This window comes from Streptomyces sp. NBC_00539, assembly GCF_036346105.1.
GTDB lineage: Bacteria > Actinomycetota > Actinomycetes > Streptomycetales > Streptomycetaceae > Streptomyces.
On the sequence record NZ_CP107811.1, the window covers coordinates 2,352,944 to 2,375,694 of the forward strand.

Sequence of the window (22,751 nt, forward strand, 5' to 3'; positions counted from 1 at the left end):
ACGAACGGTTCCACGAACGGTTCCACGACGCGCAAGGGCCCGGCACCACGGGGGTGCCGGGCCCTTGCGCGTCATCCGGTCGGCAGGTCCCGCGGCTGCCGGCCAGGTCGGGTCAGTCAGGTCAGGTCAGGTCGGGTCAGTCGATGGCGCCGAAGATGCGGTCGAACATGTCGCCCTGCTCGCCGGTGCGGCCCTGCTCCTCTTCGCGCCGGTCCTGCTCCTCGCGGGCCTGCTGCTCCATACGGGCCTGCTCGTCCCGCTGGGCCTGGTCCTGACGGCCCCTCTCCTCCTGGCGGGTCTGCTCCTCGCGCTGGGCCTGGTCCTGGCGGCCCTGCTCGTCGCGGGCCTCCTCGTCGCGGGCCTCCTCGTCGCGCGCCTCCTCGTCGCGCGCCTGCTGGTCCTGAGGGGCCTGCTCGTCGCGGGCCTGCTCCTCACGGGCCTGCTCGTCGCCGGCCTGCTCGTCGGCCGGCTGCTCGTCGGCAGGTTCGTCCGTGCGCGGCTTCATCATCTCCTGCATGGCCGGCTTGGCGCCGTTGTGCACCGGCGCCCCCGCCATGCCCGGCCCGGCTTCGTGGCGGCGGCCCCGGTCCTCGTCGCCGTTGCCGGACTCGTCGTCATTTCCGTCGTGGCGCCCGCCGTTCCAGTCGTCGCCGCGTCCGTCGTGGCGGCCCTCGCGGTCGTCGTCGTCCGTCGGCTTGAAGAGCACCGAGCGGACCTGGACGCCGTGCGCCCGCTCCCCCGGCGCGAGCGCCCGCTCGGCCCGCTCGCCGCACTCACGGTCCCGGAACAACACCGCCAGCGACTCCGTCTCGTTGCGCACGGTGGTCGCCGGGTTCTCCCACGAGGTGCCCGTCAGCCTGTAGCAGGTGTCGTTGTCCGCCGGGCGGATCTGGCGGTGCTCGTTGCCGCCGGCCTCGTCGTCGTCATCGTCATCGACGAGGTACTCCAGGCGGCCGAGCGGGCGACGGCCGTCATCGTCGTCGTGATCCGCCGCCAGCGTGGCGCCGGCGGTGGGCAGGACGATGGCGAGGGCACCGAGGAGTGCGGCGGCGGTGGTACGAGCACGCATGAAGAGTCCGTTCTCTGGTCGGCTGGAACGCCGGGTCCGGTGGCTTCCAGCGGGCAGCGTAGGAGCGGACGATTCGGATGAAACGATTCAGCGTGCCCAGCGCGTTCGAAGGTTCACCCTCCTGGATCGGTCGGCGGGGCCCATACGGCAGTCACCGCGCCGACCGGCCCCACGGCCTCCGCCGCACCCCGCGCTCAGACCCGGTCCACCACCGCCACGGCCTCCGCGGGCCGGCCCCCGGCCTGCGGCCCGCCCGCGCTCCGCCCCGCCGAACGGATCAGCAGCACCGCGGCGAGGGCGCCCAGCAGACCCATCGCCCCCGAGGCCACGAAGGTCTCGCGCAGCCCGCTCACGAAGGCCGCCTCCACCCAGGCCTTCGCCGCCGGGGCGGCGGCCAGCAGCCGCCCCGCCCCGCCGGACGCCAACGCCTCCGCGGTCCCGCGCGCCCGACCGGAGCCGGCCAGCCCGTCCGCCAGCCCGGCGTGGAAGAGGGAGCCGAGCACCGCGATGCCGAAGGCCATCCCCAGCTGCCGCGCCGTGTTCAGCGCGCCGCCGGCCATGCCCGCCCGGGCCGGGGCCACCGCCCCCATCGCCGTGGCCGCCAGCGAGGGGATCGCCGCGCCCACCCCGGCCCCCGTCATCAGCAGGCCCGGGACCAGCGCCGGCCAGCCGTCGCCCGCGTCCAGCATCCAGGCCTGGAGCAGCGCGCCCGCCCCGATGAGCGCCAGCCCGCCGCCTATGGTCAGCCGCGCCGGGGCGCCGTGCAGGAGCCGGCCGGCCAGCGCCGAGACGAGGAACGAGGCGAGGCTCAGCGGTACCACCACCAGGCCCGCGCCGACCGGGCTCATCCCCTCGACGGACTGGAGCCAGAGGGAGACGTACATGAGGTACGAGAACGCCGCCCCGGACAGCAGCAGCGCGGCGGCCATGACCCCGACGAAGGTACTGCTGCGGAACAGCGAGAGGTCCAGCATCGGGCGGGCGGTGCGCAGTTCGACGAGCACGAAGACGGCGAAGGCGGCCGCGCCGAGGCCGAGGAGGCCGAGGGTGGAGGCGGAGGTCCAGCCGTTCTCGCCGGCCCGGATCAGCGCGTACGTGACGACCCCCGCGCCCGCGGTGAAGGCGGTCATACCGGGCAGGTCGAGGCCCTTGGCGTGCGGGTCGCGGGAGTCGGTGACCGCCTTGAGGGTGACGTACACCGCCAGGGCGCAGACGGGCAGGTTGATGTAGAAGATCCAGCGCCAGCCGAAGTGCTCGGTCAGCAGCCCGCCGATGATCGGCCCGGCCGCGGCGGCGGCGCCGTTGACCGCCCCCCACACGCCGAAGGCGATGCCGCGGTCGCGGCCCTGGTAGGCGGCGCTGAGCAGGGCCATGGTGGTGGCGAACATCGCCGCGCCGCCGAGGCCCTGTACGGCGCGGAAGGCGATCAGGGCGGCAGGGCCGGTGGCGAGGCCGCAGGCGAGCGAGGCGGCGGCGAAGAGCACGAGACCGCCGAGGTAGACGCGGCGCCGCCCGATCCGGTCGGCGAGGGAGCCCGCGCCGAGCAGCAGGGCGGCCAGCGCCAGGGCGTACACGTCCATCACCCACTGGAGGGCGGAGAACCCGGTGTGCATGTCGGCGGCCATGTCCGGCAGGGCGACGGTCACGATCGTGACGTCGACCAGGAGCATGAAGGCCCCCAGACAGACCGCCGTCAGCGGCAGCCACTTGCGCATGAATCTCTCCTCGTGGGGGTTTGGCGTCATCGGTGACCCCAAGTTCTCAGCGCGGTCCCGCATTCCACACCCGGCACCCGTCCGCCGACGGATTTCCGTCATGGACGGCTCTGGGATGATGGAAAGCATGAACCGAACCGCACCGAACGAGGAGCTCGACCTCCTCGACCGCTCCCTGATCCAGGCGTTGATGATCGACGGACGGGCCTCGTTCAGCCGGCTCGCCGAGGTGCTGGAGGTCTCCGACCAGACGGTGGTGCGCCGTTACCGGCGGATGCGGTCCGGGGGCCTGATCCGGGTGGTCGGACTCCCCCTGGGCCGCCGCGTCGGGCTGTTCGAGTCGTGGCTGCGCGTGCAGTGCGCGCCCGACGCGGCGCTGGTGGTGGCCGGGGCACTGGCCCGCCGGCCGGACATCTCCTGGGTGAAGCTGGGCTCGGGCGGGACGGAGATCCACTGCCTGACCAAGGCGCGCACCCGCGCCGACCGCGACGGCCTGCTGCTGGACAAGCTCCCCCGCACCCGCCGGGTGACCGGGGTCAGCGCGCACACGCTGCTGCGGGTCTTCGTCGGCGGCCCGGAGCGGTGGTGCGGGCTGGACGTGCTGCGGCCCGACCAGGCCGCGGCACTGGAGCGACCGCCGGTCCCGCAGGGGCGGGAACGGCACACCCTGGACGAGGTCGAGCTGGCGCTGCTGTCGGTGCTCGGCCGGGACGGGAGGGCCGGCTACCCCGAACTGGCGCGCGCCTCGGGCCTGTCGGAGTCCACCGCGCGTCGCCGCCTGGAACGGCTGCGGGATCTCGGGGCGCTCTACCTGGACGTGGAGCTCGTCCCCGCCCGGCTCGGCTACGAGGCGGAGGCCACCTTGATGCTGACGGCGGCGCCCTCGCGGCTGGCGGAGGCGGGCGCGGCGGTGGCCCGGCACGAGGAGGTGCCGTTCGCCGCCGCGGTGACCGGGGCGGCGAACCTGCTGGCCGTGGTGGTCTGCCGGGACACGGACGCGCTGTACACGTACCTGACGGAACGGATCGGCGCCGTGCCCGGCATCGAGCGGGTCGAGGTGATCCCGACCCTGCGCAACATCAAGCGGGCCGGGATGCTGGTCGAGGACGGACGGCTGGTCGACCCCTGAGTCCGGGTCCGGGCCCTGCCGCCCTGCCCCTGGGGCCTTCCCCGCCGCCCGTCCCCGCGTTCCTCACCTCAGCAGCATCCCGCCCGCCGCGTCCGCGTCGGCGCCGGCGTCCTGCGGGCCCGCGACCAGGCCGAGTTCGGCCGGGCTCGCCAGCAGCGGGTGCGCGGGCAGGATCCGTACGGTGTAGCCGAAGGGCCCCGTACGGTCGAGGGCGAGCGGGCCCTCGTAGACCCAGCGGCCCTCCAGGTCGGGCCCGGAGGCCGGTTTCAGCGGGAAGGTCCGGGCGGCCTGGATCACGTCCTGCGCGTCCACCCGGCCCGCGACGGCCTGCACCTCCACGTCCTCCGGCGCGAGCGCGTCCAGCGCCACCCGCACCCGCAGGGTGAGCGTGGCGCCCAGCTCGGCGGTCCCGCCGACGGGCGCGGCGGCGAGCGCCTCCACGTGCTCGACGGTGACCCGGGGCCAGCCCGCGCGGACCCGGCCCTTCCACCAGGCGAGGTCCCGGGCCGCCTCCGGGTCGAGGGCGCGGTGGGCGAGCGCGGCGGGGGCGTAGAGGCGCTCCACGTACTCCCGCACCATCCGCCCCGCCAGCACCTTGGGCCCCAGGGAGACCAGGGTCCGCCGGACCATCTCGATCCACCGTTCCGGCAGTCCGCTGCGCCCGGCCCGGTCGTAGAAGCGGGGCGCGACCCGGCTCTCGATCAGCTCGTAGAGGGCGTTCGCCTCCAGGTCGTCGCGCCGCTCGACGTCGGTCCCGGCCCCGTCGGCGGTGGGGATGGCCCAGCCGAAGTCGGGCTCGAACCACTCGTCCCACCAGCCGTCGAGCACGGAGAGGTTGAGGCAGCCGTTGAGCGCCGCCTTCATCCCGCTCGTGCCGCAGGCCTCCAGCGGGCGCAGCGGGTTGTTCAGCCAGATGTCGCAGCCCGGGTAGAGCTTCTGCGCCATGGCCATGCCGTAGTCGGGCAGGAAGACGATCCGGTGCCGCACCCGCGGGTCGTCGGAGAACCGCACCAGTTCCTGGACGAGTCGCTTGCCGCCGTCGTCGGCGGGGTGCGCCTTGCCCGCGACCACGATCTGCACCGGCCGGTCCGGGTCCAGCAGCAGCCGGCGCAGCCGCTCCGGGTCGCGCAGCATCAGCGTGAGCCGCTTGTAGGAGGGGACGCGGCGGGCGAAGCCGATGGTCAGCACGTCCGGATCGAGTACGCAGTCCACCCAGCCCAGCTCGGCGTCCGCGGCCCCGCGCTGCTTCCAGGAGGCCCGCAGCCGGTCGCGCACCTCCTGCACCAGCTGCTCCCTGAGCACCCGGCGCAGGTCCCACACCTCCTGGTCGGCGATGGCCGACACGGCGTCCCAGCGCGGGGACCCGCCGACGGACAGCGCGTCCTCGGTCCGGCCGGCCCCGATCTGGCGCGCGCCGAGCCGCATCACCTCGGGCGCCACCCAGGTCGGCGCGTGCACGCCGTTGGTGATGGAGGTGATCGGCACGTCGACCGGGTCGAAGCCGGGCCACAGCCCGGCGAACATGCCGCGGCTGACGGCGCCGTGCAGGGTGGAGACGCCGTTGGCGCGCTGGGCGAGGCGCAGGCCCATGACGGCCATGTTGAACACCCCGGGGTCGCCGCCGGGGTAGGACTCCGCGCCCAGTTCGAGGATCCGCTCGACGGGTACGCCGGGCAGTTCGCCGCCCTCGCCGAAGTGCCGGGCGACCAGGGCGCGGTCGAAGCGGTCGATGCCGGCGGGGACGGGGGTGTGCGTGGTGAACACGGTGCCGGCGCGGACCGCCTCGACGGCGGCGTCGAAACCGATACCCTGTTCACCTTCGAGTTCCCTTATGCGTTCAAGACCGAGGAAACCGGCGTGTCCCTCGTTGGTGTGGAACACCTCGGGGTCGGCGTGACCGGTCAGCCGGCAGTACGTCCGCACGGCGCGGACCCCGCCGATGCCGAGCAGCATCTCCTGGAGCAGCCGGTGGTCGCTGCCACCGCCGTAGAGCCGGTCGGTCACCTCGCGGGCGGCGGTGTCGTTGTCCTCGACGTCGGAGTCGAGCAGCAGCAGCGGGACCCGTCCGACGCGGGCTTGCCAGATGTGCGCGTGCAACGACCGGCCGCCGGGCAGGCCCAGGGTCACCCGGGCGGGCGTGGCGTCGGCCTCGCGGACGAGGGCGAGGGGGAGCTCGTTGGGATCGAGGACGGGGTAGTGCTCCTGCTGCCAGCCGTCACGGGAGAGGGACTGGCGGAAGTAGCCGTGGCGGTAGAGCAGTCCCACGCCGATGAGCGGGACGCCGAGGTCGCTGGCGGCCTTGAGGTGGTCGCCCGCGAGGATCCCGAGCCCGCCGGAGTACTGCGGCAGGGCTGCGGTGATGCCGAACTCGGGCGAGAAGTAGGCGATGGCGGCGGGCAGGTCCCCGCCGTTCTCGTGGGTCTGGTACCACCTCCCGCCGTGGACGTAGTCATCGAGGTCGGCGGCGGCCACGGCCAGCCGCCGCAGGAACCGCCGGTCGCCGGCGAGCTCCTCCAGGCGGCCGGCGGACACGGCGCCGAGCAGTCGCACGGGATCGCCGGCAGCGGCCTGCCAGCCCTCGGGGTCGACGGATTGGAAGAGTTCGCGGGTTTCCGCGTGCCAAGACCAGCGCAGGTTGCGCGCGAGGTCTGCCAGTGGCAGCAGCGGCTCGGGGAGGACGGGGCGCACGGTGAATCGACGGATAGCCTTCACGTGTTCCACCTTCGCAGGGGATTGCGGATCGGAGCGGCCGCACCACGCTGTGCACCCGCGCATCCGTCCACTTTGGATCCACTTCCGGAGCCACGAGGCTAGCCCGCCTGCGCGCCGCGCTGCCACGACGCCGACGCGCGCACGGGCCGCGAAGGGGGTATACCGGTGTAGGTCCGGGAGTTACCAACCGACTTGACGGAGCCTCGGCGGATGTCGAGCCGGGGCTTGGTTATCGGCGTGCCACTACGTACGAGTAGTTAACCAAGCGCACGGATTGGGTGGCACGAGAGTGGGAAGGGCTCCCCGGGTACACGCACGGCGCACACCGCACACCACCTCTCCCGCCACCCGAGTGAACGCGGACAGGAGCGGCCATGCCCGCAGCCCAGCCGTCTTCTGAACGGCTAGAAACAGAGCGAACAGAGCGTGCACTGCCGGCTGCCCCGTCAGCCGGACCGCCCACACCTAGCCCCGCGAACTGCCCCCAGGTGATCCCATCATGATCGGTCGCATTCCCGTGCTGGACGTCCGCCCCGCCGTCGACTGCGGCGCCAGACCCGCCAAGGCGGTCGTGGACGAGGTCTTCCGGATCTCGGCCACCGTGTTCCGCGAGGGCCACGACGCCGTTTCCGCCCACGTGGTACTCCGGGACCCGAGCGGACGGCTGCGGCCGCCCGTGCCGATGCACGAACTCGCTCCCGGTACCGACCGGTGGGGCGCCAGGGTCTGCGCCGACACCGAAGGGCGGTGGACGTACACCGTCGAGGCGTGGAGCGACCCCATCGCCACCTGGCGCGCGCACGCCGCCATCAAGATCCCCGCGGGGATCGACACCGGGCTGATGCTGCTCGAAGGCGCGGAGCTGTACGCGCGGGCCGGCGCGAAGATCCCCAAGAAGGACGGTCGCGCGCACGTGCTGGCCGCCGCCGAGGCGATGCGCGACGAGGACCGGGAGGTCTCCGTGCGGTACGCGGCCGCCCTCGCCGCCCCCGTGACCGAGGCCCTCGCGCGGCGCCCGTACCGGGAGCTGGTCAGCGCCGCCAAGCCGCTGCCGCTGCTCGTCGAGCGCAAGCGGGCCCTCTTCGGCTCCTGGTACGAGATGTTCCCCCGCTCCGAGGGAGCGGTGGTCGAGCCCGGCTCGGCTCCGGTGAGCGGGACCTTCCGGACGGCCGCCGAGCGGCTGCCGGCGATCGCCGCCATGGGCTTCGACGTGGTGTACCTGCCGCCCATCCACCCCATCGGCAGCACTTACCGCAAGGGCCCCAACAACACCTTGTCGGCCGGTAGTTGGGATCCGGGCGTGCCGTGGGCCATCGGGTCGACCGAGGGCGGCCACGACGCCGTCCACCCGGAGCTGGGCACCATCGAGGACTTCGACGCCTTCGTGGCGCGGGCCCGGGAACTGCGGATGGAGATCGCCCTGGACTTCGCGCTCCAGTGCTCGCCCGACCACCCCTGGGTGGAGAAGCGGCCGGAGTGGTTCCGCCACCGCGCGGACGGGACGATCGCGTACGCCGAGAACCCGCCGAAGAAGTACCAGGACATCTTCCCGATCCACTTCGACACCGACATGGCCGGGATCGTCGAGGAGACGGTACGGATCCTGCGGCACTGGATGGACCACGGCGTCCGGATCTTCCGGGTCGACAATCCGCACACCAAGCCCGTCGTCTTCTGGCAGAAGGTGATCGCGGACATCAACAAGACGGACCCCGACGTGATCTTCCTGGCGGAGGCCTTCACCCGCCCCGCGATGATGCGCGCCCTGGCCGCCGTCGGCTTCCAGCAGTCCTACACGTACTTCACCTGGCGCAACACCAAGGCAGAGCTGACCGAGTACCTGACCGAGCTCGCCGACGACCGCTCGGCGGCCGTCATGCGGCCGAATTTCTTCGTCAACACGCCGGACATCCTGCACGAGTACCTCCAGCACGGCGGACGTCCCGCCTTCGAGGTGCGGGCCGTGCTCGCCGCCACCCTCTCCCCCACCTGGGGGATCTACGCCGGGTACGAGCTCTGCGAGAACGAGCCGGTCAGGCCGGGCAGCGAGGAGTACATGAACTCCGAGAAGTACGAGTTCCGGCCACGCGACTGGGCCGCCGCCGAGCGCGAGGGCCGCACCATCGCCCCGCTGATCACCACCCTGAACCGGGTCCGCCGCCGCAACCCCGCCCTCCAGCAGCTGCGCGACCTGCACTTCCATTCGACCGACAACGAACAGGTGATCGCCTATTCGAAGCACGCCGGAGCCAATTCCGTACTGGTGGTCGTCAACCTCGATCCGCACCACACCCAGGAGGCGACCGTCTCGTTGGACATGCCGGTACTCGGCCTCGACTGGCACGGGTCCCTCGCGGTGCGCGACGAGCTCACCGGCGAGACCTATCACTGGGGCAGGGCGAACTACGTGCGCCTAGAGCCGGGCAGGACGCCCGCGCACGTGCTGGCCGCTCTGCGACCGTCCCCGCCCACCGGAGGGTCACCCATCACATGATGATCAACGATCCCGTCCCCGACATGTTCGAGGACACCCCCGCCAAGGACCGCGACCCCGACTGGTTCAAGCGGGCGGTGTTCTACGAAGTCCTCGTCCGCTCGTTCCAGGACAGCAACGGCGACGGCGTCGGCGACCTGCAGGGGCTCACCTCCAAACTCGACTACCTCCAGTGGCTGGGCGTGGACTGCCTCTGGCTTCCGCCGTTCTTCGCCTCGCCGCTGCGCGACGGGGGCTACGACGTCTCCGACTACACCTCCGTGCTGCCGGAGTTCGGCGATCTCGCCGACTTCGTGGAGTTCGTGGACGCCGCGCACCAGCGCGGCATGCGGGTAATCATCGACTTCGTCATGAACCACACGAGCGACCAGCACGAGTGGTTCCAGCAGTCGCGCAAGGACCCGGACGGACCGTACGGCGACTACTACATGTGGGCCGACAACGACAAGCAGTACCAGGACGCCCGCATCATCTTCGTCGACACCGAGACCTCGAACTGGACGTACGACCCCCTGCGCAAGCAGTACTACTGGCACCGCTTCTTCTCGCACCAGCCGGACCTCAACTACGAGAACCCGGCCGTGGTCGAGGAGATCATCTCGGCGCTGCGCTTCTGGCTGGACCTCGGCATCGACGGCTTCCGCCTCGACGCCGTGCCCTACCTGTACGCCGAGGAGGGCACCAACTGCGAGAACCTCCCGCGCACGCACGCGCTCCTCAAGCGGGTCCGGGCCGAGATCGACGCGCACTACCCCGACACCGTCCTGCTCGCCGAGGCCAACCAGTGGCCAGAGGACGTGGTCGACTACTTCGGGGACTTCGCCAAGGGCGGGGACGAGTGCCACATGGCGTTCCACTTCCCCGTCATGCCGCGCATCTTCATGGCGGTACGAAGAGAGTCCCGCTACCCCGTCTCCGAAATCCTGGCCAAGACCCCGGCGATCCCGGCGAACTGCCAGTGGGGCATCTTCCTGCGCAACCACGACGAGCTCACCCTCGAAATGGTCACGGACGAAGAGCGCGACTACATGTACTCCGAGTACGCCAAGGACCCGCGGATGCGGGCCAACATCGGCATCAGACGCCGGCTGGCACCGCTGCTGGACAACGACCGCAACCAGATGGAGCTGTTCACCGCCCTGCTCCTGTCGCTGCCCGGCTCGCCGGTGCTCTACTACGGCGACGAGATCGGCATGGGCGACAACATCTGGCTCGGTGACCGGGACGGCGTGCGCACGCCCATGCAGTGGACGCCGGACCGCAACGCCGGTTTCTCCTCCTGTGATCCGGGCAGGCTGAACCTGCCGGTCATCATGGACCCCGTCTACGGGTACCAGGTCACCAGCGTCGAGGCGGCGATGGCATCGCCCTCCTCGCTCCTGCACTGGACGCGCCGGCTCATCGAAGTCCGCAAGGCCAACCCCGCCTTCGGTCTCGGGTCGTACACCGAACTGCCGTCGAGCAACCCGGCGGTCCTCGCTTTCCTGCGCGAGTACGGGGACGACCTCGTGCTGTGCGTGCACAACTTCTCGCGCTTCGCCCAGCCCACCGAGCTGGACCTGCGCGCGTTCAACGGGCGGGTGCCCGTGGAACTCACGGGCGATGTGCGGTTCCCGCCGATCGGCGAGTGGCCGTACCTGCTGACGCTCGCGGGCCATGGCTTTCTGTGGTTCCGCCTGCGCACTGAGTAGTCCGGCACCGAAAAGCGGGTAACGGCGGTACGGGGCGGGCGCGCGAATGGGTCAATCGCCCGCCCCTGTACGGATCATCCTGACCCGACACTCGCACACCGCCGGACAGCAACCATCGCCATCCGGGACACTCTGCGCATTCTGTGACGGCCCGGGGAAAGGACGCGACGCCATGTCGGAGGCTGCATCCGCCCGGAGCCGCCAGGGAAGCCTGGCAGGAGTCCCGCTCGGACCGCTGGAGCCCATGCTGCGAGCCTGGCTGCCGAGACAGCGCTGGTTCGCCGGAAAGGGACGCCCCATCACCCGGCTCCGGATGGTCTCGGCCGTCGAACTGCTGCCTCCCGGGGCCTCGCCAGGGCTGCTCCACCTGCTCGTCGGAGTGGACGCCGAGGGCAGTTCGGACTGCTACCAGCTGCTGCTCGGGGTACGCCCCAACCTGCCTCCGGCGCTCGCGCCCGCGCTGATCGGGTACGCCGAACAGGGCCCGTACGCGGGGCACGCCGTGTACGAGGGCCTCGGCGATCCGAGGCTCGCGGCGCTGCTGCTGGAACGATTGCGCTCCCCGGGCGCGCTCGGCCCGCTGCGCTTCGAGCGGGACCCCCATGCGCTCATCCCGGCGGCGCCCACGCCCCGGCCGCTCTCCGGCGAACAGACCAACTCCTCGCTGATCTACGGGGATTCGCACATCCTCAAGGTGTTCCGCCGGGTCGGTCCGGGGATCAACCCGGACCTGGAACTGCCCCGGGCGCTGGCCGAGGTCGGCTGCGCGCGGGTACCCGCGCCCGTCGCCTGGTACGAGGCCGAACTGCCCGGCTCCGAACCGCTGACCCTGGGGGTGCTCCAGCCGTACCTGCGCGGCTCCGTCGACGGGTGGCAGCTCGCGCTGGGCCGGCTCGGCGCGGGGGCCGACTTCACCGCCGAGGCACACGCGCTGGGCCGGGCCACCGCCGAGGTGCACATCGCGCTCGCCGACGCCCTGCCCACCCTGGCGCTGGATCCGGAGCAGACCGCCCGGCTCGCCGCAGGGATGACGGCGCGGCTGGCCGCCACCGCCCGGGAAGTACCCGCGCTGCTGCCCTACGAGGCGGGGCTGCGGGGGGCGTTCGACGCGCTGGCCGCCTCCCGGGGCGCCGGGGTCGCCGCCCAGCGGATCCACGGGGACCTGCACCTGGGGCAGACCCTGCGCACCCCCGACGGCAGTTGGGCGCTCATCGACTTCGAGGGCGAACCGGCCCGGCCGCTGGCCGACCGCCGCCGCCCCGAACCGGCGGTGCGCGACATCGCCGGGATACTGCGTTCCTTCGACTACGCGGCCCGCTCGCACCGGCCGTTCGCCCCCGCGTGGGCCGACGACTGCCGGGCCGCGTTCTGCGAGGGCTACGCGCGCACCACCGGGCGGGACCCGCGCGAGGACCCGGTCCTGCTGCGGGCGTACGAGACCGACAAGGCGGTGTACGAGGCCCGCTACGAGTCCCGGCACCGCCCCGACTGGCTGCACGTCCCGATGGCGGCGATCCGGCGGCTTTCGGAGCCCCAGCGGCCGGCCCACCGGCTGCCGTCCGCCCCGGGCGGCGCCGCCCACACCCAGCCCCATCCGAAGCCCCCGAGGAGGCCGCTCGCGTGAGCGCCGCACGACAGCCGTCACCGACCGTCCGCGACGAAGCCGCTACCGCCCCCGAGCCCGCGAGGAAGGCTCGTACCCCCCGCGCCCGGCGGGCCGCCGCGCCCCAGGGCGTCTCGCCGGCGCCCGTGCTCGACGCCGGGGAGCGGGCCCGGCTGCTGGAGGGCCGCCACCACGACCCGCACGCCGTACTGGGCGCCCGCCCCGGGCCCGGCGGGGTGGTCTTCCGCGCGCTGCGCCCGTACGCGAAGTCCGTCACCGTCGTCACCGACGGGCTGCGGGCCGAGCTCCTCGACGAGGGCGACGGCCTGTTCTCGGGGCTGCTGCCGCTGACCGAGGTGCCCGAATACCGCCTGCTCGTCGGGTACGACGGCGACGGTGTCGAGGTCCACGACCCCTACCGGTTCTTGCCGGCGCTGGGCGAACTCGACCTGCACCTGATCGGCGAGGGCCGGCACGAGGAACTGTGGACGGCGCTGGGCTCGAGGGTCATGGAACACCAGGGCGTGAGCGGAACCCGCTTCACGGTGTGGGCGCCCAACGCCCAGGGCGTGCGGCTGATGGGCGACTTCTCGTACTGGGACCCGGGCGCGTACCCGATGCGCTCGCTGGGTTCGACCGGGGTGTGGGAGCTGTTCCTGCCGGGGATCGGCGAGGGCACCCTCTACAAGTACGACATCACCCGCCCCGACGGCGGCCACACGGTGCGCGCCGACCCGATGGCGAGGCGGACGGAGGTCCCGCCGGCGACCGCCTCGATCGTCACCGACTCCCACCACACGTGGCAGGACGCCGAGTGGATGGCCACACGCGGCGCCCGGCCGGCCCACCTGTCGCCGATGTCGGTCTACGAGGTGCACCTGGCGTCGTGGCGGCCGGGGCTCTCGTACCGCGAGCTCGCCGAGCAACTCCCGGCGTACGTAAGGGAGCTGGGCTTCACACACGTGGAGCTGATGCCCGTCGCCGAGCACCCCTTCGGCGGGTCCTGGGGCTACCAGGTCACCGGCTACTACGCACCGACCTCACGGATGGGCACCCCGGACGACTTCCGGTTCCTCGTGGACTCGCTGCACCGGGCCGGGATCGGCGTGATCGTCGACTGGGTCCCGGCGCACTTCCCGCGCGACGAGTGGGCGCTGGCCGAGTTCGACGGCCGGCCGCTGTACGAGCACCACGACCCGCGGCGGGCCGCACACCCGGACTGGGGGACGCTGGAGTTCGACTACGGCCGCAAGGAGGTGCGCAACTTCCTCGTCGCCAACGCCGTGTACTGGTGCCAGGAGTTCCACATCGACGGGCTGCGGGTGGACGCGGTGGCCTCCATGCTCTACCTCGACTACTCGCGCGAGGAGGGCCAGTGGCTCCCGAACGAGCAGGGCGGGCGGGAGAACTGGGACGCGGTCGCACTGCTCCAGGAGATGAACGCGACCGTGTACCGGCGCTGCCCGGGCGTGGTGACGATCGCCGAGGAGTCCACCGCCTGGGAGGGGGTGACCCGGCCGACGGACGCGGGCGGGCTGGGGTTCGGCCTCAAGTGGAACATGGGCTGGATGCACGACACCCTGCGCTACGTGTCGAAGGAGCCGGTGCACCGCAAGTACCACCACCACGACATGACCTTCGGGATGATCTACGCGTACAGCGAGAACTACGTGCTCCCGATCTCGCACGACGAGGTGGTGCACGGCAAGGGCGCGCTGGTGTCGAAGATGCCCGGCGACTGGTGGCAGCAGCGGGCCTCGCACCGCGCGTACCTGGGCTTCATGTGGGCCCACCCGGGTAAGCAACTGCTCTTCATGGGACAGGAGTTCGCACAGGGGGCGGAGTGGTCGGAGGAGCACGGGCCGGACTGGTGGCTGGTGGACCCCGGGTACTCGGCGGCCGGTGACCACCGGGGCGTGCGCGACCTCGTGCGGGACCTGAACCACACCTACACGGCCACGCCCGCGCTGTGGGAGCGGGACACCGTGCCGGAAGGGTTCGCGTGGGTGGAGGCGGACGCCTCGGACGACAACGTCTTCGCGTTCCTGCGGTACGCCGAGGACGGCTCGCCGCTGCTGGCGGTGTCGAACTTCTGCCCGGTGGTCCGGCACGGCTACCGGATCGGGGTGCCGGAGCAGGTGGCGCAGTGGCACGAGGTGCTCAACACGGACTCCGAGGCGTACGGCGGCAGCGGGGTGCGCCACCTCCAGCCGCTGCGCCCCGAGCCGGTCGCGGCCCAGGGGCGCCCGGTGAGTCTGCGCCTCACGCTGCCGCCGATGGCGACGGTCTGGTTCAAGCCGTAGCGAGCTCGGGCTCCAGCTCCTGGAGGAGCTTGCGCTTGGCGCGGGCCCCGACCATCTGCCGGACGGGCTCGCCGTCGCGGAAGAGGATGAGGGTCGGCAGGGACAGCACCCCGTACCGGATGACGGTGGCGGGGTTGCTGTCCGCGTCGATCTGCACGACCTTGAGCCGGTCGGCCTCCTCGGCGGCGACCGCGGAGATCACGGGTGCGATCTGCCGGCAGGGGCCGCACCAGCCGGCGGTGAACTCCAGGAGCACGGGCCGGCCGCGTTCGCCGAGCACCTCCGTCCCGAAGTCCGCATCGGTCACTTCGGCGACGCCTTGAGCCTTCATCTTCTTCTCCGTTCGTCCGGTCGGGCCTCTGGCGGCCCTCCGGTCGGGTCTGCGGTCGGGTCTGCGGTCGGGTCTGCGGTCGGGTCTGCGGTCGGGTCTGCGGTCAGCCCAGTTCACAGCGGGGTGCGGCGGCCCCTCCGGCCGCCTCCTCGGCTTCGGCCAGCTGGCGCGCGACCGTCTCCCGTACGTCGGCCAGCCGGCCGATGACGGCGTCGAGTTCGGCGAGCTTGCGCCGGTAGACGGCGAGCGAGGCCGGGCAGGAGTCCCCGGCCGGGTGTCCGGCGCGCAGGCACTCCACGAAGGGCCGGGTCTCCTCCAGCTCGAAGCCGAAGTCCTGGAGCACCCGGATCTGGCGCAGCAGGCGCAGGTCTTCCTCGTCGTAGGTGCGGTAGCCGTTGCCGGTCCGCCGGGCGGGCAGCAGCCCGCGCGACTCGTAGTACCTCAGGGTCCGCGTGCTGGTCCCGGCCCGCTCCGCCAGTTCGCCGATTCGCATGCCGAGACCGTAAGCCTTGACGTCGAGGTCAAGGCAAGGAGGCGTTCGGGGCCCTCGCCACCCCCGTATGCGAGGGCCCCGGTATGGATCACGCGGGCGACGGATGGCCGGTTCACGGCCGTGACGGGGATCACTCGGCCGTTGTTCCGGTAACCCTGAAATCGAGTGGCGAAATCCCTACGCTGAAATGGATCTTCGCTCCATCCGATTACCGGACGGTCGCCGGGAAACCCACCCAAAGCGGCGAACTCAATAGGACATTCCTACGAGTTATGAGCTTGTTTGAATGGTCTGTAGTCGCCACGCCTTGGCAACTCCTACCGTGTGCCCTGTGCATTCCAGCCCCCCTTTCAATGCCCCCGCCGCGCGTCGTCTCCGCGCGGCCCTGGGCATGGCTCCCGGCCACGTCGCCTTCGGCCTGCGCGCCCAGTACGGCCTGACGGTCGCGCCCGAGACGGTGATGGCGTGGGAGCGTGGCGAGATCTCGCCGTCGTCCGCCGAACTCACGGCGCTCGCCGGTGTGTTGTGGTGCGCCCCCGGGGAACTGCTCGCGGAGCCGGTGACCCTGAGGGAGCACCGGATGGCCCGGGGCCTGGCCCCCGACGAGCTGGCCCGGCGCATCGGGATGGAGACGAACGCCTACCAGAAGATGGAGGACTCCGGCCGCTGGAAGGGCAACGAGCGGCAGTCGGCCGCCCTCGCCGCGACGCTGGGGCTGAACCTGCCCCAGTTCGTGAGGGCCACCGGCAAGGAGCAGGAGCTGGCCGAGCTGCTGCGCAGCGCGGTGACCACCCGCTGGCAGGCGTACGCGAAGCCGCTCGGCAAGCTGCTGCCGGTGCCCCGGGCGGACCTGGACCGGGTGCTGGAGAAGATGCACGGCGAGTACCAGTCGCTGATGCTCACGACCTTGAGCTGGGGCGGAGGGGGCGCGACGGCGACGGGCGACGGCGGCCGGGAGTACCTCTCGCAGATCGTGGACCGCTTCTGGGCGGTGGCCGTCGGCACGATGTAGGACACCGCACGGGGTGCGGCCCCACGCCGGCGGCGGACCGGACCGGTCAGAAGACCGACTCGGCCTCGTACATCCGGTGGTCCGGGACCCGCTTGAGCTCGGTGACGGCAGAGGCCAGGGGGGCCATGACGATGTCGGTGCCGCGCAGGGCGGTCATGTTGCCGAAGTCGCCCCGGTGCACGGCCTCGACGGCGTGCCAGCCGAACCGGGTCGCGAGGACGCGGTCGTACGCGGTGGGCGTGCCGCCGCGCTGGACGTGGCCGAGGATGACCGGGCGGGCCTCCTTGCCCAGGCGGTGCTCCAGCTCGACGGCCAGGCGGTTGCCGATGCCGGCGAAGCGCTCGTGCCCGTACGCGTCGATCTCGCCCTTCTCGTACGGCATGGAGCCCTCGGCCGGGTGCGCGCCCTCGGCCACGCAGATCACCGCGAACTTCTTGCCACGGGAGAAGCGTTCCTCGACCATCTTGACCAGGGCGTCCACCTCGAAGGGGCGCTCCGGCAGGCAGATCCCGTGGGCGCCGCCGGCCATGCCGGACTCCAGGGCGATCCAGCCCGCGTGCCGGCCCATGACCTCGACGACCATGACCCGCTGGTGGGATTCGGCGGTGGTCTTGAGGCGGTCGATGGCCTCGGTGGCGACCATCACGGCGGTGTCGAACCCGAAGGTGCGGTCGGTGGAGGAGATGTCGTTGTCGATGGTCTTGGGCACCCCCACGACCGGCATCCCGGCGTCGGAGAGCATCCGGGCGGCGGTCAGCGTGCCCTCGCCGCCGATCGGGATCAGCGCGTCGATGCCGTACCGGGTGGACAATTCCTGCGCGTGCTCGGCGGCTTCGTGCAGCCGGGCACGCTCCATGCGCGCCGAGCCGAGGATGGTGCCTCCGCGGGCCAGGATGCCGCTGACGGCGTTGATGTCCAGGGGGCGGTAGTGGCCGTCGAGCAGGCCCTTGAAGCCGTCCTCGAAGCCGATGACTTCGTCTCCGTGTCCGACCAGCGCACGGTGTACGACCGACCGGATGACGGCGTTCAGCCCTGGGCAGTCGCCGCCTGCGGTGAGAACTCCGATACGCATCGTGCTGTGTCTCCTGCTCCTGGTCGTACCTGGCCGTACGCGTGCGGGCGGGCGGCCGTACATCTGAAAGGCGTATTACTGGGGCCTTGTCCGATTGTTCCACGGGGCGGGGGCGGGGCGCTCTTTCCCGGCAGGTGTCGTAGCTAGGCTCAGAGGTATTGTCAAGAGGTCAAGCCCACCCTAACCGGGACAACCGACCTACAAAGATCGACGAGCATGGACGGAGAGCACGCGTGACGCGCAGCGTGTATGTGACCGGTATCGAGCGGGGGGACGGCCGGCAGGTCGTCGAGCTGGGGATCATGGAGCTGCTGGCCCGGCAGACGGGCCGGGTGGGCGTCTACCGTCCGCTGCTGCACGACAGCCCCGACCGGCTCTTCGACCTCTTGAAGGCGCGCTACCGGATAGACCAGGACGCGGCGTCCGCGTACGGCATGGACTACCACGAGGCCTCGGCCGTCCTCGCCGAGAAGGGTACCGACGAGCTGGTGTCCCGGCTGGTCGAGCGCTACCACCGGGTGGCCCGCGACTACGAGGTCGTGCTGGTGCTGGGCACCGACTACGCCGACACCAACCTGCCGGACGAGCTCGCGCTGAACGCCCGCCTGGCCAACGAGCTGGGGGCCGTGGTCGTGCCCGTCGTGGGCGGTACGAAGCACTCCGCCGAGGCCGTCCGCGCGGAGGCCCGCAACGCCTACCGGGCGTACGAGGGCCTCGGCTGTCACGTCGTGGCCATGGCGGTCAACCGGGTGGCCGCCGAGGACCGCGACGTCATCGCCGAGTGGCTGGCCGCCCGCCTCCCCGTGCCCTGCTACGTCCTGCCGGACGACAAGTCCCTCTCCGCCCCGACCGTCGCCGAGATCACCCGGGCGCTGGGCGGCGAAGTACTGCTGGGGGACGACGCCGGGCTCGCGCGCGACGCCCTCGACTTCGTGTTCGGCGGCGCGATGCTGCCGAACTTCCTGGGCGCGCTGACCCCCGGCTGCCTGGTCGTCACCCCCGGGGACCGCTCCGACCTGGTGATCGGCGCGCTGGCCGCGCACACCTCCGGCACCCCGCCGATCGCCGGGGTGCTGCTGACGCTGAACGAGCGCCCGGGCCGGGACATCCTGACGCTGGCCTCCAAGCTGGCGCCCGGCACTCCCGTGGTGTCGGTGGCCGGGAACAGCTTCCCCACGGCCGCGGAACTCTTCTCGCTCCAGAGCCGTTTGAACTCCGCGACGCCGCGCAAGCTGGAGACCGCGCTCGGCCTCTTCGAGCGGCACGTGGACACCGCCGAGCTGCGCGACCTGCTGTCGGTCGCCCGCTCCGAGCGGGTCACGCCGATGATGTTCGAGAACGAGCTGCTGGAGCGGGCCCGCTCCGAGCGCCGCCGGGTCGTGCTGCCGGAGGGCACCGAGGAGCGCGTGCTGCGCGCCGCGGACGTGGTGCTGCGGCGGGGGGTCTGCGACCTGACCCTGCTCGGCGAGGAGCCGGCGATCCTCAAGAAGGCCGCCGACCTGGGCATCGACATCTCGGGCGCCCAGCTGATCGACCCGGCGACCTCGCCCCTGCGTGAACGTTTCGCCGAGTACTACGCCCAGGCCCGGGCCCACAAGGGCATGACCGTCGAGCTGGCCAACGACGTGGTCACCGACGTCAACTACTTCGGCACGCTGATGGTCCAGGAGGGCCTGGCGGACGGGATGGTCTCCGGCGCCGTGCACTCCACCGCCGCGACCATCCGCCCCGCCTTCGAGATCATCAAGACCAAGCCGGAGGCGTCCATCGTCTCCTCGGTCTTCTTCATGTGCCTGGCCGACCAGGTCCTCGTCTACGGGGACTGCGCGGTCAATCCGGACCCCGGTGCCGAGCAGCTCGCCGACATCGCCGTCCAGTCCGCCGCCACCGCCGCCGCCTTCGGCGTCGAGCCGCGGATCGCGATGCTCTCGTACTCCACCGGCACCTCAGGTACCGGCGCGGACGTGGAGAAGGTCCGCAAGGCGACCGAGACCGTCCGCGAGCGGCGGCCCGACCTGCTGATCGAGGGGCCGATCCAGTACGACGCGGCGGTGGAGCCCTCCGTCGCCGCGACGAAGCTGCCCGGGTCGGAGGTGGCCGGGCGGGCGAGCGTGCTGATCTTCCCCGACCTCAACACGGGCAACAACACGTACAAGGCCGTACAGCGCTCGGCGGGCGCCGTCGCGGTCGGTCCGGTGCTCCAGGGGCTGCGCAAGCCGGTCAACGACCTGTCGCGCGGCGCCCTGGTCCAGGACATCGTCACGACGGTGGCGATCACCGCGATCCAGGCCCAGTCGCCGGCCCCGTCGTCCGCCCGGCCGGCGTCGGCCGGCTGACCCGTACGTCCCACGTTTCCTTCGGCCACCCCCTCACCAGAGAAGGCATCCGCACCTGTGACCGCATCACGCATCCTCGTCCTCAACTCCGGCTCCTCCTCGCTCAAGTACCAGCTGCTCGACATGGCGGACTCCTCCCGCCTCGCCGTGGGCCTGGTCGAGCGGATCGGCGAGGAGACGTCCCGGCTGGTCCACGAGCCGCTGACCGGACCCGGGGCCGAGGGCGGCAAGCGCGAACGCGCCGGGGCGATAGCCGGCCACGAGGCCGCCCTGAGGGCCGTCGCGGCGGAGCTGGCCGCCGACGGACTGGGGCTGGACTCCCCCGAACTGGCCGCGGTGGGCCACCGGGTGGTGCACGGCGGCACCCGGTTCACCCGGCCGACGGTGATCGACGACGAGGTGCTGGCGGAGATCCGCAGCCTGATCCCGCTGGCCCCGCTGCACAACCCGGCGAACGTGACGGGCATCGAGGTGGCCCGCTCCCTGCGCGCCGATCTCCCGCAGGTCGCCGTCTTCGACACGGCGTTCCACGCGACGGTGCCGGAGTACGCGGCCCGGTACGCGATCGACGCCGAGACCGCGCGCAAGTACTCCATCCGTCGGTACGGGTTCCACGGCACCTCCCACGCCTGCGTGTCGCGGGCGACCGCCGCGCTGCTCGGCAGGCCGGTGGAGGACGTCAACGTGATCGTGCTGCACCTGGGCAACGGGGCGTCGGCCTCGGCCGTGCGGGGCGGGGTCTGCGTGGAGACCTCGATGGGCATGACCCCGCTGGAAGGACTGGTCATGGGAACCCGGTCGGGGGATCTGGATCCGGCCGTGATCTTCCACCTGGCGCGGGTAGGCGGCCTCTCGGTGGATGAGATCGATTCGCTACTGAACAAGAAGAGCGGTCTGCTGGGCATGTGCGGCGACAACGACATGCGCGAGGTGCTGCGGCGCGCGGGCGAGGGGGACGAGGCGGCGTCGACGGCGTTCGCCGCGTACGTGCACCGGCTGAAGAAGTACATAGGGGCCTACTCGGCGGTGCTCGGGCGGGTGGACGCGGTGACGTTCACGGCCGGGGTCGGCGAGAACGCCCACCAGGTCCGGGAAGCTGCGGTGGACGGGCTGGCCGAGCTGGGCCTGGTGCTCGACCTGGAGGCCAACGCGGTGCGCTCCTCGCAGCCGCGGCTGGTCTCGGCGGAGTACGCCCGGGTGGCCGTGGCCGTGGTACCGACGGATGAGGAGCTGGAGATCGCCACCCAGGCCTACGCGCTGGTTACCCAGTAGTCACTTTGGACTTTCCACCAGACGGAATATTCCGCTACGAAACAAACCGATAGGATCCGCTCCATGCGCCGTTCCAAAATCGTCTGCACGCTGGGCCCCGCCGTCGACTCGTATGAGCAGCTGAAAGCACTCATCGAGGCAGGCATGAACGTGGCCCGATTCAACTTCAGCCACGGATCCCAGGCAGAACACCAGGAGCGGTACGACCGCGTCCGGAAGGTCTCCGAGGACACCGGGCGCGCGGTCGGCGTCCTCGCCGACCTCCAGGGCCCGAAGATCCGTCTGGAGACCTTCGCCGAGGGTCCCGTCGAGCTGGTGCGCGGTGACGAGTTCACCATCACCGTCGAGGACGTCCCCGGTGACAAGTCCATCTGCGGCACCACCTACAAGGGCCTGCCGGGCGACGTCGCCAAGGGCGACCCGATCCTGATCAACGACGGCAACGTCGAGCTGCGGGTCACCGAGGTCGACGCCCTCCGCGTCAAGACCATCGTCATCGAGGGCGGTGTCATCTCCGACCACAAGGGCATCAACCTGCCCGGCGCGGCCGTGAACGTGCCGGCCCTGTCGGAGAAGGACATCGACGACCTGCGCTTCGCGCTGCGGATGGGCTGCGACATGGTCGCCCTGTCCTTCGTGCGCGACGCGAACGACGTCAAGGACGTCCACAAGGTGATGGACGAGGTCGGCCGCCGGGTCCCCGTGATCGCCAAGGTGGAGAAGCCGCAGGCCGTCGAGAACATGGCCGCCGTGGTGGACGCCTTCGACGCGGTCATGGTGGCCCGTGGTGACCTGGCCGTCGAGTACCCGCTCGAAAAGGTCCCGATGGTGCAGAAGCGGCTCATCGAGATGTGCCGCCGCAACGCCAAGCCGGTGATCGTCGCGACCCAGATGATGGAGTCGATGATCACGAACTCGCGTCCCACGCGCGCGGAGGCGTCCGACGTCGCCAACGCGATCCTGGACGGCGCGGACGCGGTCATGCTGTCGGCGGAGTCCTCGGTGGGCGCCTATCCGATCGAGACCGTCAAGACGATGTCGAAGATCGTCGCGGCTGCGGAGGAGGAGCTCCTGTCCAAGGGCCTCCAGCCGCTGGTGCCGGGCAAGAAGCCCCGTACGCAGGGCGGCTCCGTCGCCCGCGCGGCCTGCGAGATCGCCGACTTCCTCGGCGGCAAGGCGCTGATCGCCTTCACGCAGTCCGGCGACACGGCCCGGCGGCTGTCGCGCTACCGCGTGCAGCAGCCGATCCTGGCCTTCACCACGGACCAGAACACCCGCAACCAGCTCACGCTGAGCTGGGGCGTCGACTCCTACATCGTCCCCCACGTGGACACCACGGACGCGATGGTCGACCTGGTGGACGGCGAGCTGCTCAAGCTCGGCCGCTACAACACCGGCGACACCATGGTCATCACGGCCGGCTCTCCCCCCGGCGTCCCGGGCACGACCAACATGGTCCGCGTCCACCACCTCGGTGGCGCCACGCCCACCGCCTGACCCACCCGCTCCCCCTCTGCCG

The 22,751-nt window shown here is 71.7% G+C and carries 15 protein-coding genes; 9 read left to right on the forward strand and 6 right to left on the reverse strand.

The genetic code is table 11. The annotated features are described in order from the left end of the window. Positions 1–136: 136 nt before the first annotated feature. Together OG861_RS10165 and OG861_RS10170 are read right to left on the reverse strand one after the other, a co-directional pair. The gene (locus OG861_RS10165; protein ID WP_329198424.1) at positions 137–1,069 is read right to left on the reverse strand and encodes a hypothetical protein; all 933 of its coding nucleotides are present in this window, start codon (positions 1,067–1,069) and stop codon (positions 137–139) included. Positions 1,070–1,263: 194 nt separating this feature from the next. Then, the gene (locus tag OG861_RS10170; protein WP_329198422.1) at positions 1,264–2,784 is read right to left on the reverse strand and encodes an MFS transporter; all 1,521 of its coding nucleotides are present in this window, start codon (positions 2,782–2,784) and stop codon (positions 1,264–1,266) included. Between the two features lie 127 nt (positions 2,785–2,911). On the opposite strand from OG861_RS10170, the gene OG861_RS10175 reads away from it, so the two are divergent. After that, a complete protein-coding gene (locus OG861_RS10175) occupies positions 2,912–3,913 on the forward strand; it encodes an Lrp/AsnC family transcriptional regulator (RefSeq protein WP_329198420.1) in 1,002 nt (333 codons plus the stop codon). A 63-nt stretch (positions 3,914–3,976) separates the two neighbouring features. Here the strand turns inward: OG861_RS10175 and glgP are convergent, their stop codons facing one another. After that, entirely contained in the window at positions 3,977–6,625 is a 2,649-nt protein-coding gene (gene glgP, locus OG861_RS10180) for an alpha-glucan family phosphorylase (protein ID WP_329198418.1), read from the reverse strand. A 499-nt stretch (positions 6,626–7,124) separates the two neighbouring features. On the opposite strand from glgP, the gene OG861_RS10185 reads away from it, so the two are divergent. The 4 genes from OG861_RS10185 (at position 7,125) to glgB (ending at position 14,716) form a co-directional block, all read left to right on the forward strand. Next, on the forward strand, positions 7,125–9,119 hold the full coding sequence (locus OG861_RS10185; RefSeq protein WP_329198417.1) for an alpha-1,4-glucan--maltose-1-phosphate maltosyltransferase: 1,995 nt from the start codon (positions 7,125–7,127) through the stop codon (positions 9,117–9,119). Then, positions 9,116–10,810, forward strand: coding sequence for a maltose alpha-D-glucosyltransferase (treS, locus tag OG861_RS10190; RefSeq protein ID WP_329198414.1), 1,695 nt, complete (start codon positions 9,116–9,118; stop codon positions 10,808–10,810). The genes OG861_RS10185 and treS overlap by 4 nt, the downstream gene beginning before the upstream one ends. A gap of 172 nt (positions 10,811–10,982) precedes the next feature. Next, positions 10,983–12,434: a maltokinase N-terminal cap-like domain-containing protein gene (locus OG861_RS10195; RefSeq protein WP_329198412.1), complete on the forward strand. Its 1,452-nt coding sequence runs from the start codon at positions 10,983–10,985 to the stop codon at positions 12,432–12,434. Further along, positions 12,431–14,716 (forward strand): 1,4-alpha-glucan branching enzyme, encoded by a 2,286-nt coding sequence (glgB, locus tag OG861_RS10200; protein ID WP_329198409.1) that lies wholly within the window; start codon positions 12,431–12,433, stop codon positions 14,714–14,716. Before OG861_RS10195 ends, glgB begins: the two co-directional genes overlap by 4 nt. On the opposite strand, the gene OG861_RS10205 is transcribed toward glgB, so the two are convergent. Together OG861_RS10205 and OG861_RS10210 are read right to left on the reverse strand one after the other, a co-directional pair. Then, complete coding sequence (locus OG861_RS10205) at positions 14,706–15,047, reverse strand: thioredoxin family protein (protein ID WP_329198407.1); 342 nt, start codon at positions 15,045–15,047, stop codon at positions 14,706–14,708. The genes glgB and OG861_RS10205 overlap by 11 nt on opposite strands. 103 nt (positions 15,048–15,150) lie before the next feature. Continuing rightward, complete coding sequence (locus OG861_RS10210) at positions 15,151–15,540, reverse strand: MerR family transcriptional regulator (protein WP_329198405.1); 390 nt, start codon at positions 15,538–15,540, stop codon at positions 15,151–15,153. A gap of 286 nt (positions 15,541–15,826) precedes the next feature. Here OG861_RS10210 and OG861_RS10215 point away from each other — a divergent pair, with 286 nt between their 5' ends. Continuing rightward, positions 15,827–16,552 carry a helix-turn-helix transcriptional regulator gene (locus OG861_RS10215; RefSeq protein ID WP_329198403.1) on the forward strand — a complete coding sequence of 242 codons (726 nt, stop codon included), beginning with the start codon at positions 15,827–15,829 and terminating at the stop codon, positions 16,550–16,552. 46 nt (positions 16,553–16,598) lie between these two features. On the opposite strand, the gene OG861_RS10220 is transcribed toward OG861_RS10215, so the two are convergent. Next, complete coding sequence (locus tag OG861_RS10220; RefSeq protein ID WP_329198402.1) at positions 16,599–17,624, reverse strand: ATP-dependent 6-phosphofructokinase; 1,026 nt, start codon at positions 17,622–17,624, stop codon at positions 16,599–16,601. Between the two features lie 233 nt (positions 17,625–17,857). Here OG861_RS10220 and pta point away from each other — a divergent pair, with 233 nt between their 5' ends. From pta to pyk, 3 genes are all read left to right on the forward strand, one after another. Beyond that, the gene (pta, locus tag OG861_RS10225; protein WP_329198400.1) at positions 17,858–19,960 is read left to right on the forward strand and encodes a phosphate acetyltransferase; all 2,103 of its coding nucleotides are present in this window, start codon (positions 17,858–17,860) and stop codon (positions 19,958–19,960) included. A 57-nt stretch (positions 19,961–20,017) separates the two neighbouring features. Beyond that, on the forward strand, positions 20,018–21,232 hold the full coding sequence (locus OG861_RS10230; RefSeq protein WP_329198398.1) for an acetate kinase: 1,215 nt from the start codon (positions 20,018–20,020) through the stop codon (positions 21,230–21,232). 63 nt (positions 21,233–21,295) lie between these two features. Continuing rightward, positions 21,296–22,729: a pyruvate kinase gene (gene pyk / locus OG861_RS10235; protein WP_329198396.1), complete on the forward strand. Its 1,434-nt coding sequence runs from the start codon at positions 21,296–21,298 to the stop codon at positions 22,727–22,729. The last annotated feature ends 22 nt before the right edge of the window (positions 22,730–22,751 follow it).

Excerpts from the sequence above, each read along its gene's own strand:
- OG861_RS10165 (WP_329198424.1), bottom strand. The coding sequence starts at position 1,069 with ATGCGTGCTCGTACCACCGCCGCCGCACTCCTCGGTGCCCTCGCCATC.
- OG861_RS10170 (WP_329198422.1), bottom strand. The coding sequence starts at position 2,784 with ATGCGCAAGTGGCTGCCGCTGACGGCGGTCTGTCTGGGGGCCTTCATG.
- OG861_RS10175 (WP_329198420.1), top strand. The coding sequence starts at position 2,912 with ATGAACCGAACCGCACCGAACGAGGAGCTCGACCTCCTCGACCGCTCC.
- OG861_RS10185 (WP_329198417.1), top strand. The coding sequence starts at position 7,125 with ATGATCGGTCGCATTCCCGTGCTGGACGTCCGCCCCGCCGTCGACTGC.
- treS (WP_329198414.1), top strand. The coding sequence starts at position 9,116 with ATGATGATCAACGATCCCGTCCCCGACATGTTCGAGGACACCCCCGCC.
- OG861_RS10195 (WP_329198412.1), top strand. The coding sequence starts at position 10,983 with ATGTCGGAGGCTGCATCCGCCCGGAGCCGCCAGGGAAGCCTGGCAGGA.
- OG861_RS10205 (WP_329198407.1), bottom strand. The coding sequence starts at position 15,047 with ATGAAGGCTCAAGGCGTCGCCGAAGTGACCGATGCGGACTTCGGGACG.
- OG861_RS10210 (WP_329198405.1), bottom strand. The coding sequence starts at position 15,540 with ATGCGAATCGGCGAACTGGCGGAGCGGGCCGGGACCAGCACGCGGACC.
- OG861_RS10215 (WP_329198403.1), top strand. The coding sequence starts at position 15,827 with ATGGTCTGTAGTCGCCACGCCTTGGCAACTCCTACCGTGTGCCCTGTG.
- OG861_RS10220 (WP_329198402.1), bottom strand. The coding sequence starts at position 17,624 with ATGCGTATCGGAGTTCTCACCGCAGGCGGCGACTGCCCAGGGCTGAAC.
- pyk (WP_329198396.1), top strand. The coding sequence starts at position 21,296 with ATGCGCCGTTCCAAAATCGTCTGCACGCTGGGCCCCGCCGTCGACTCG.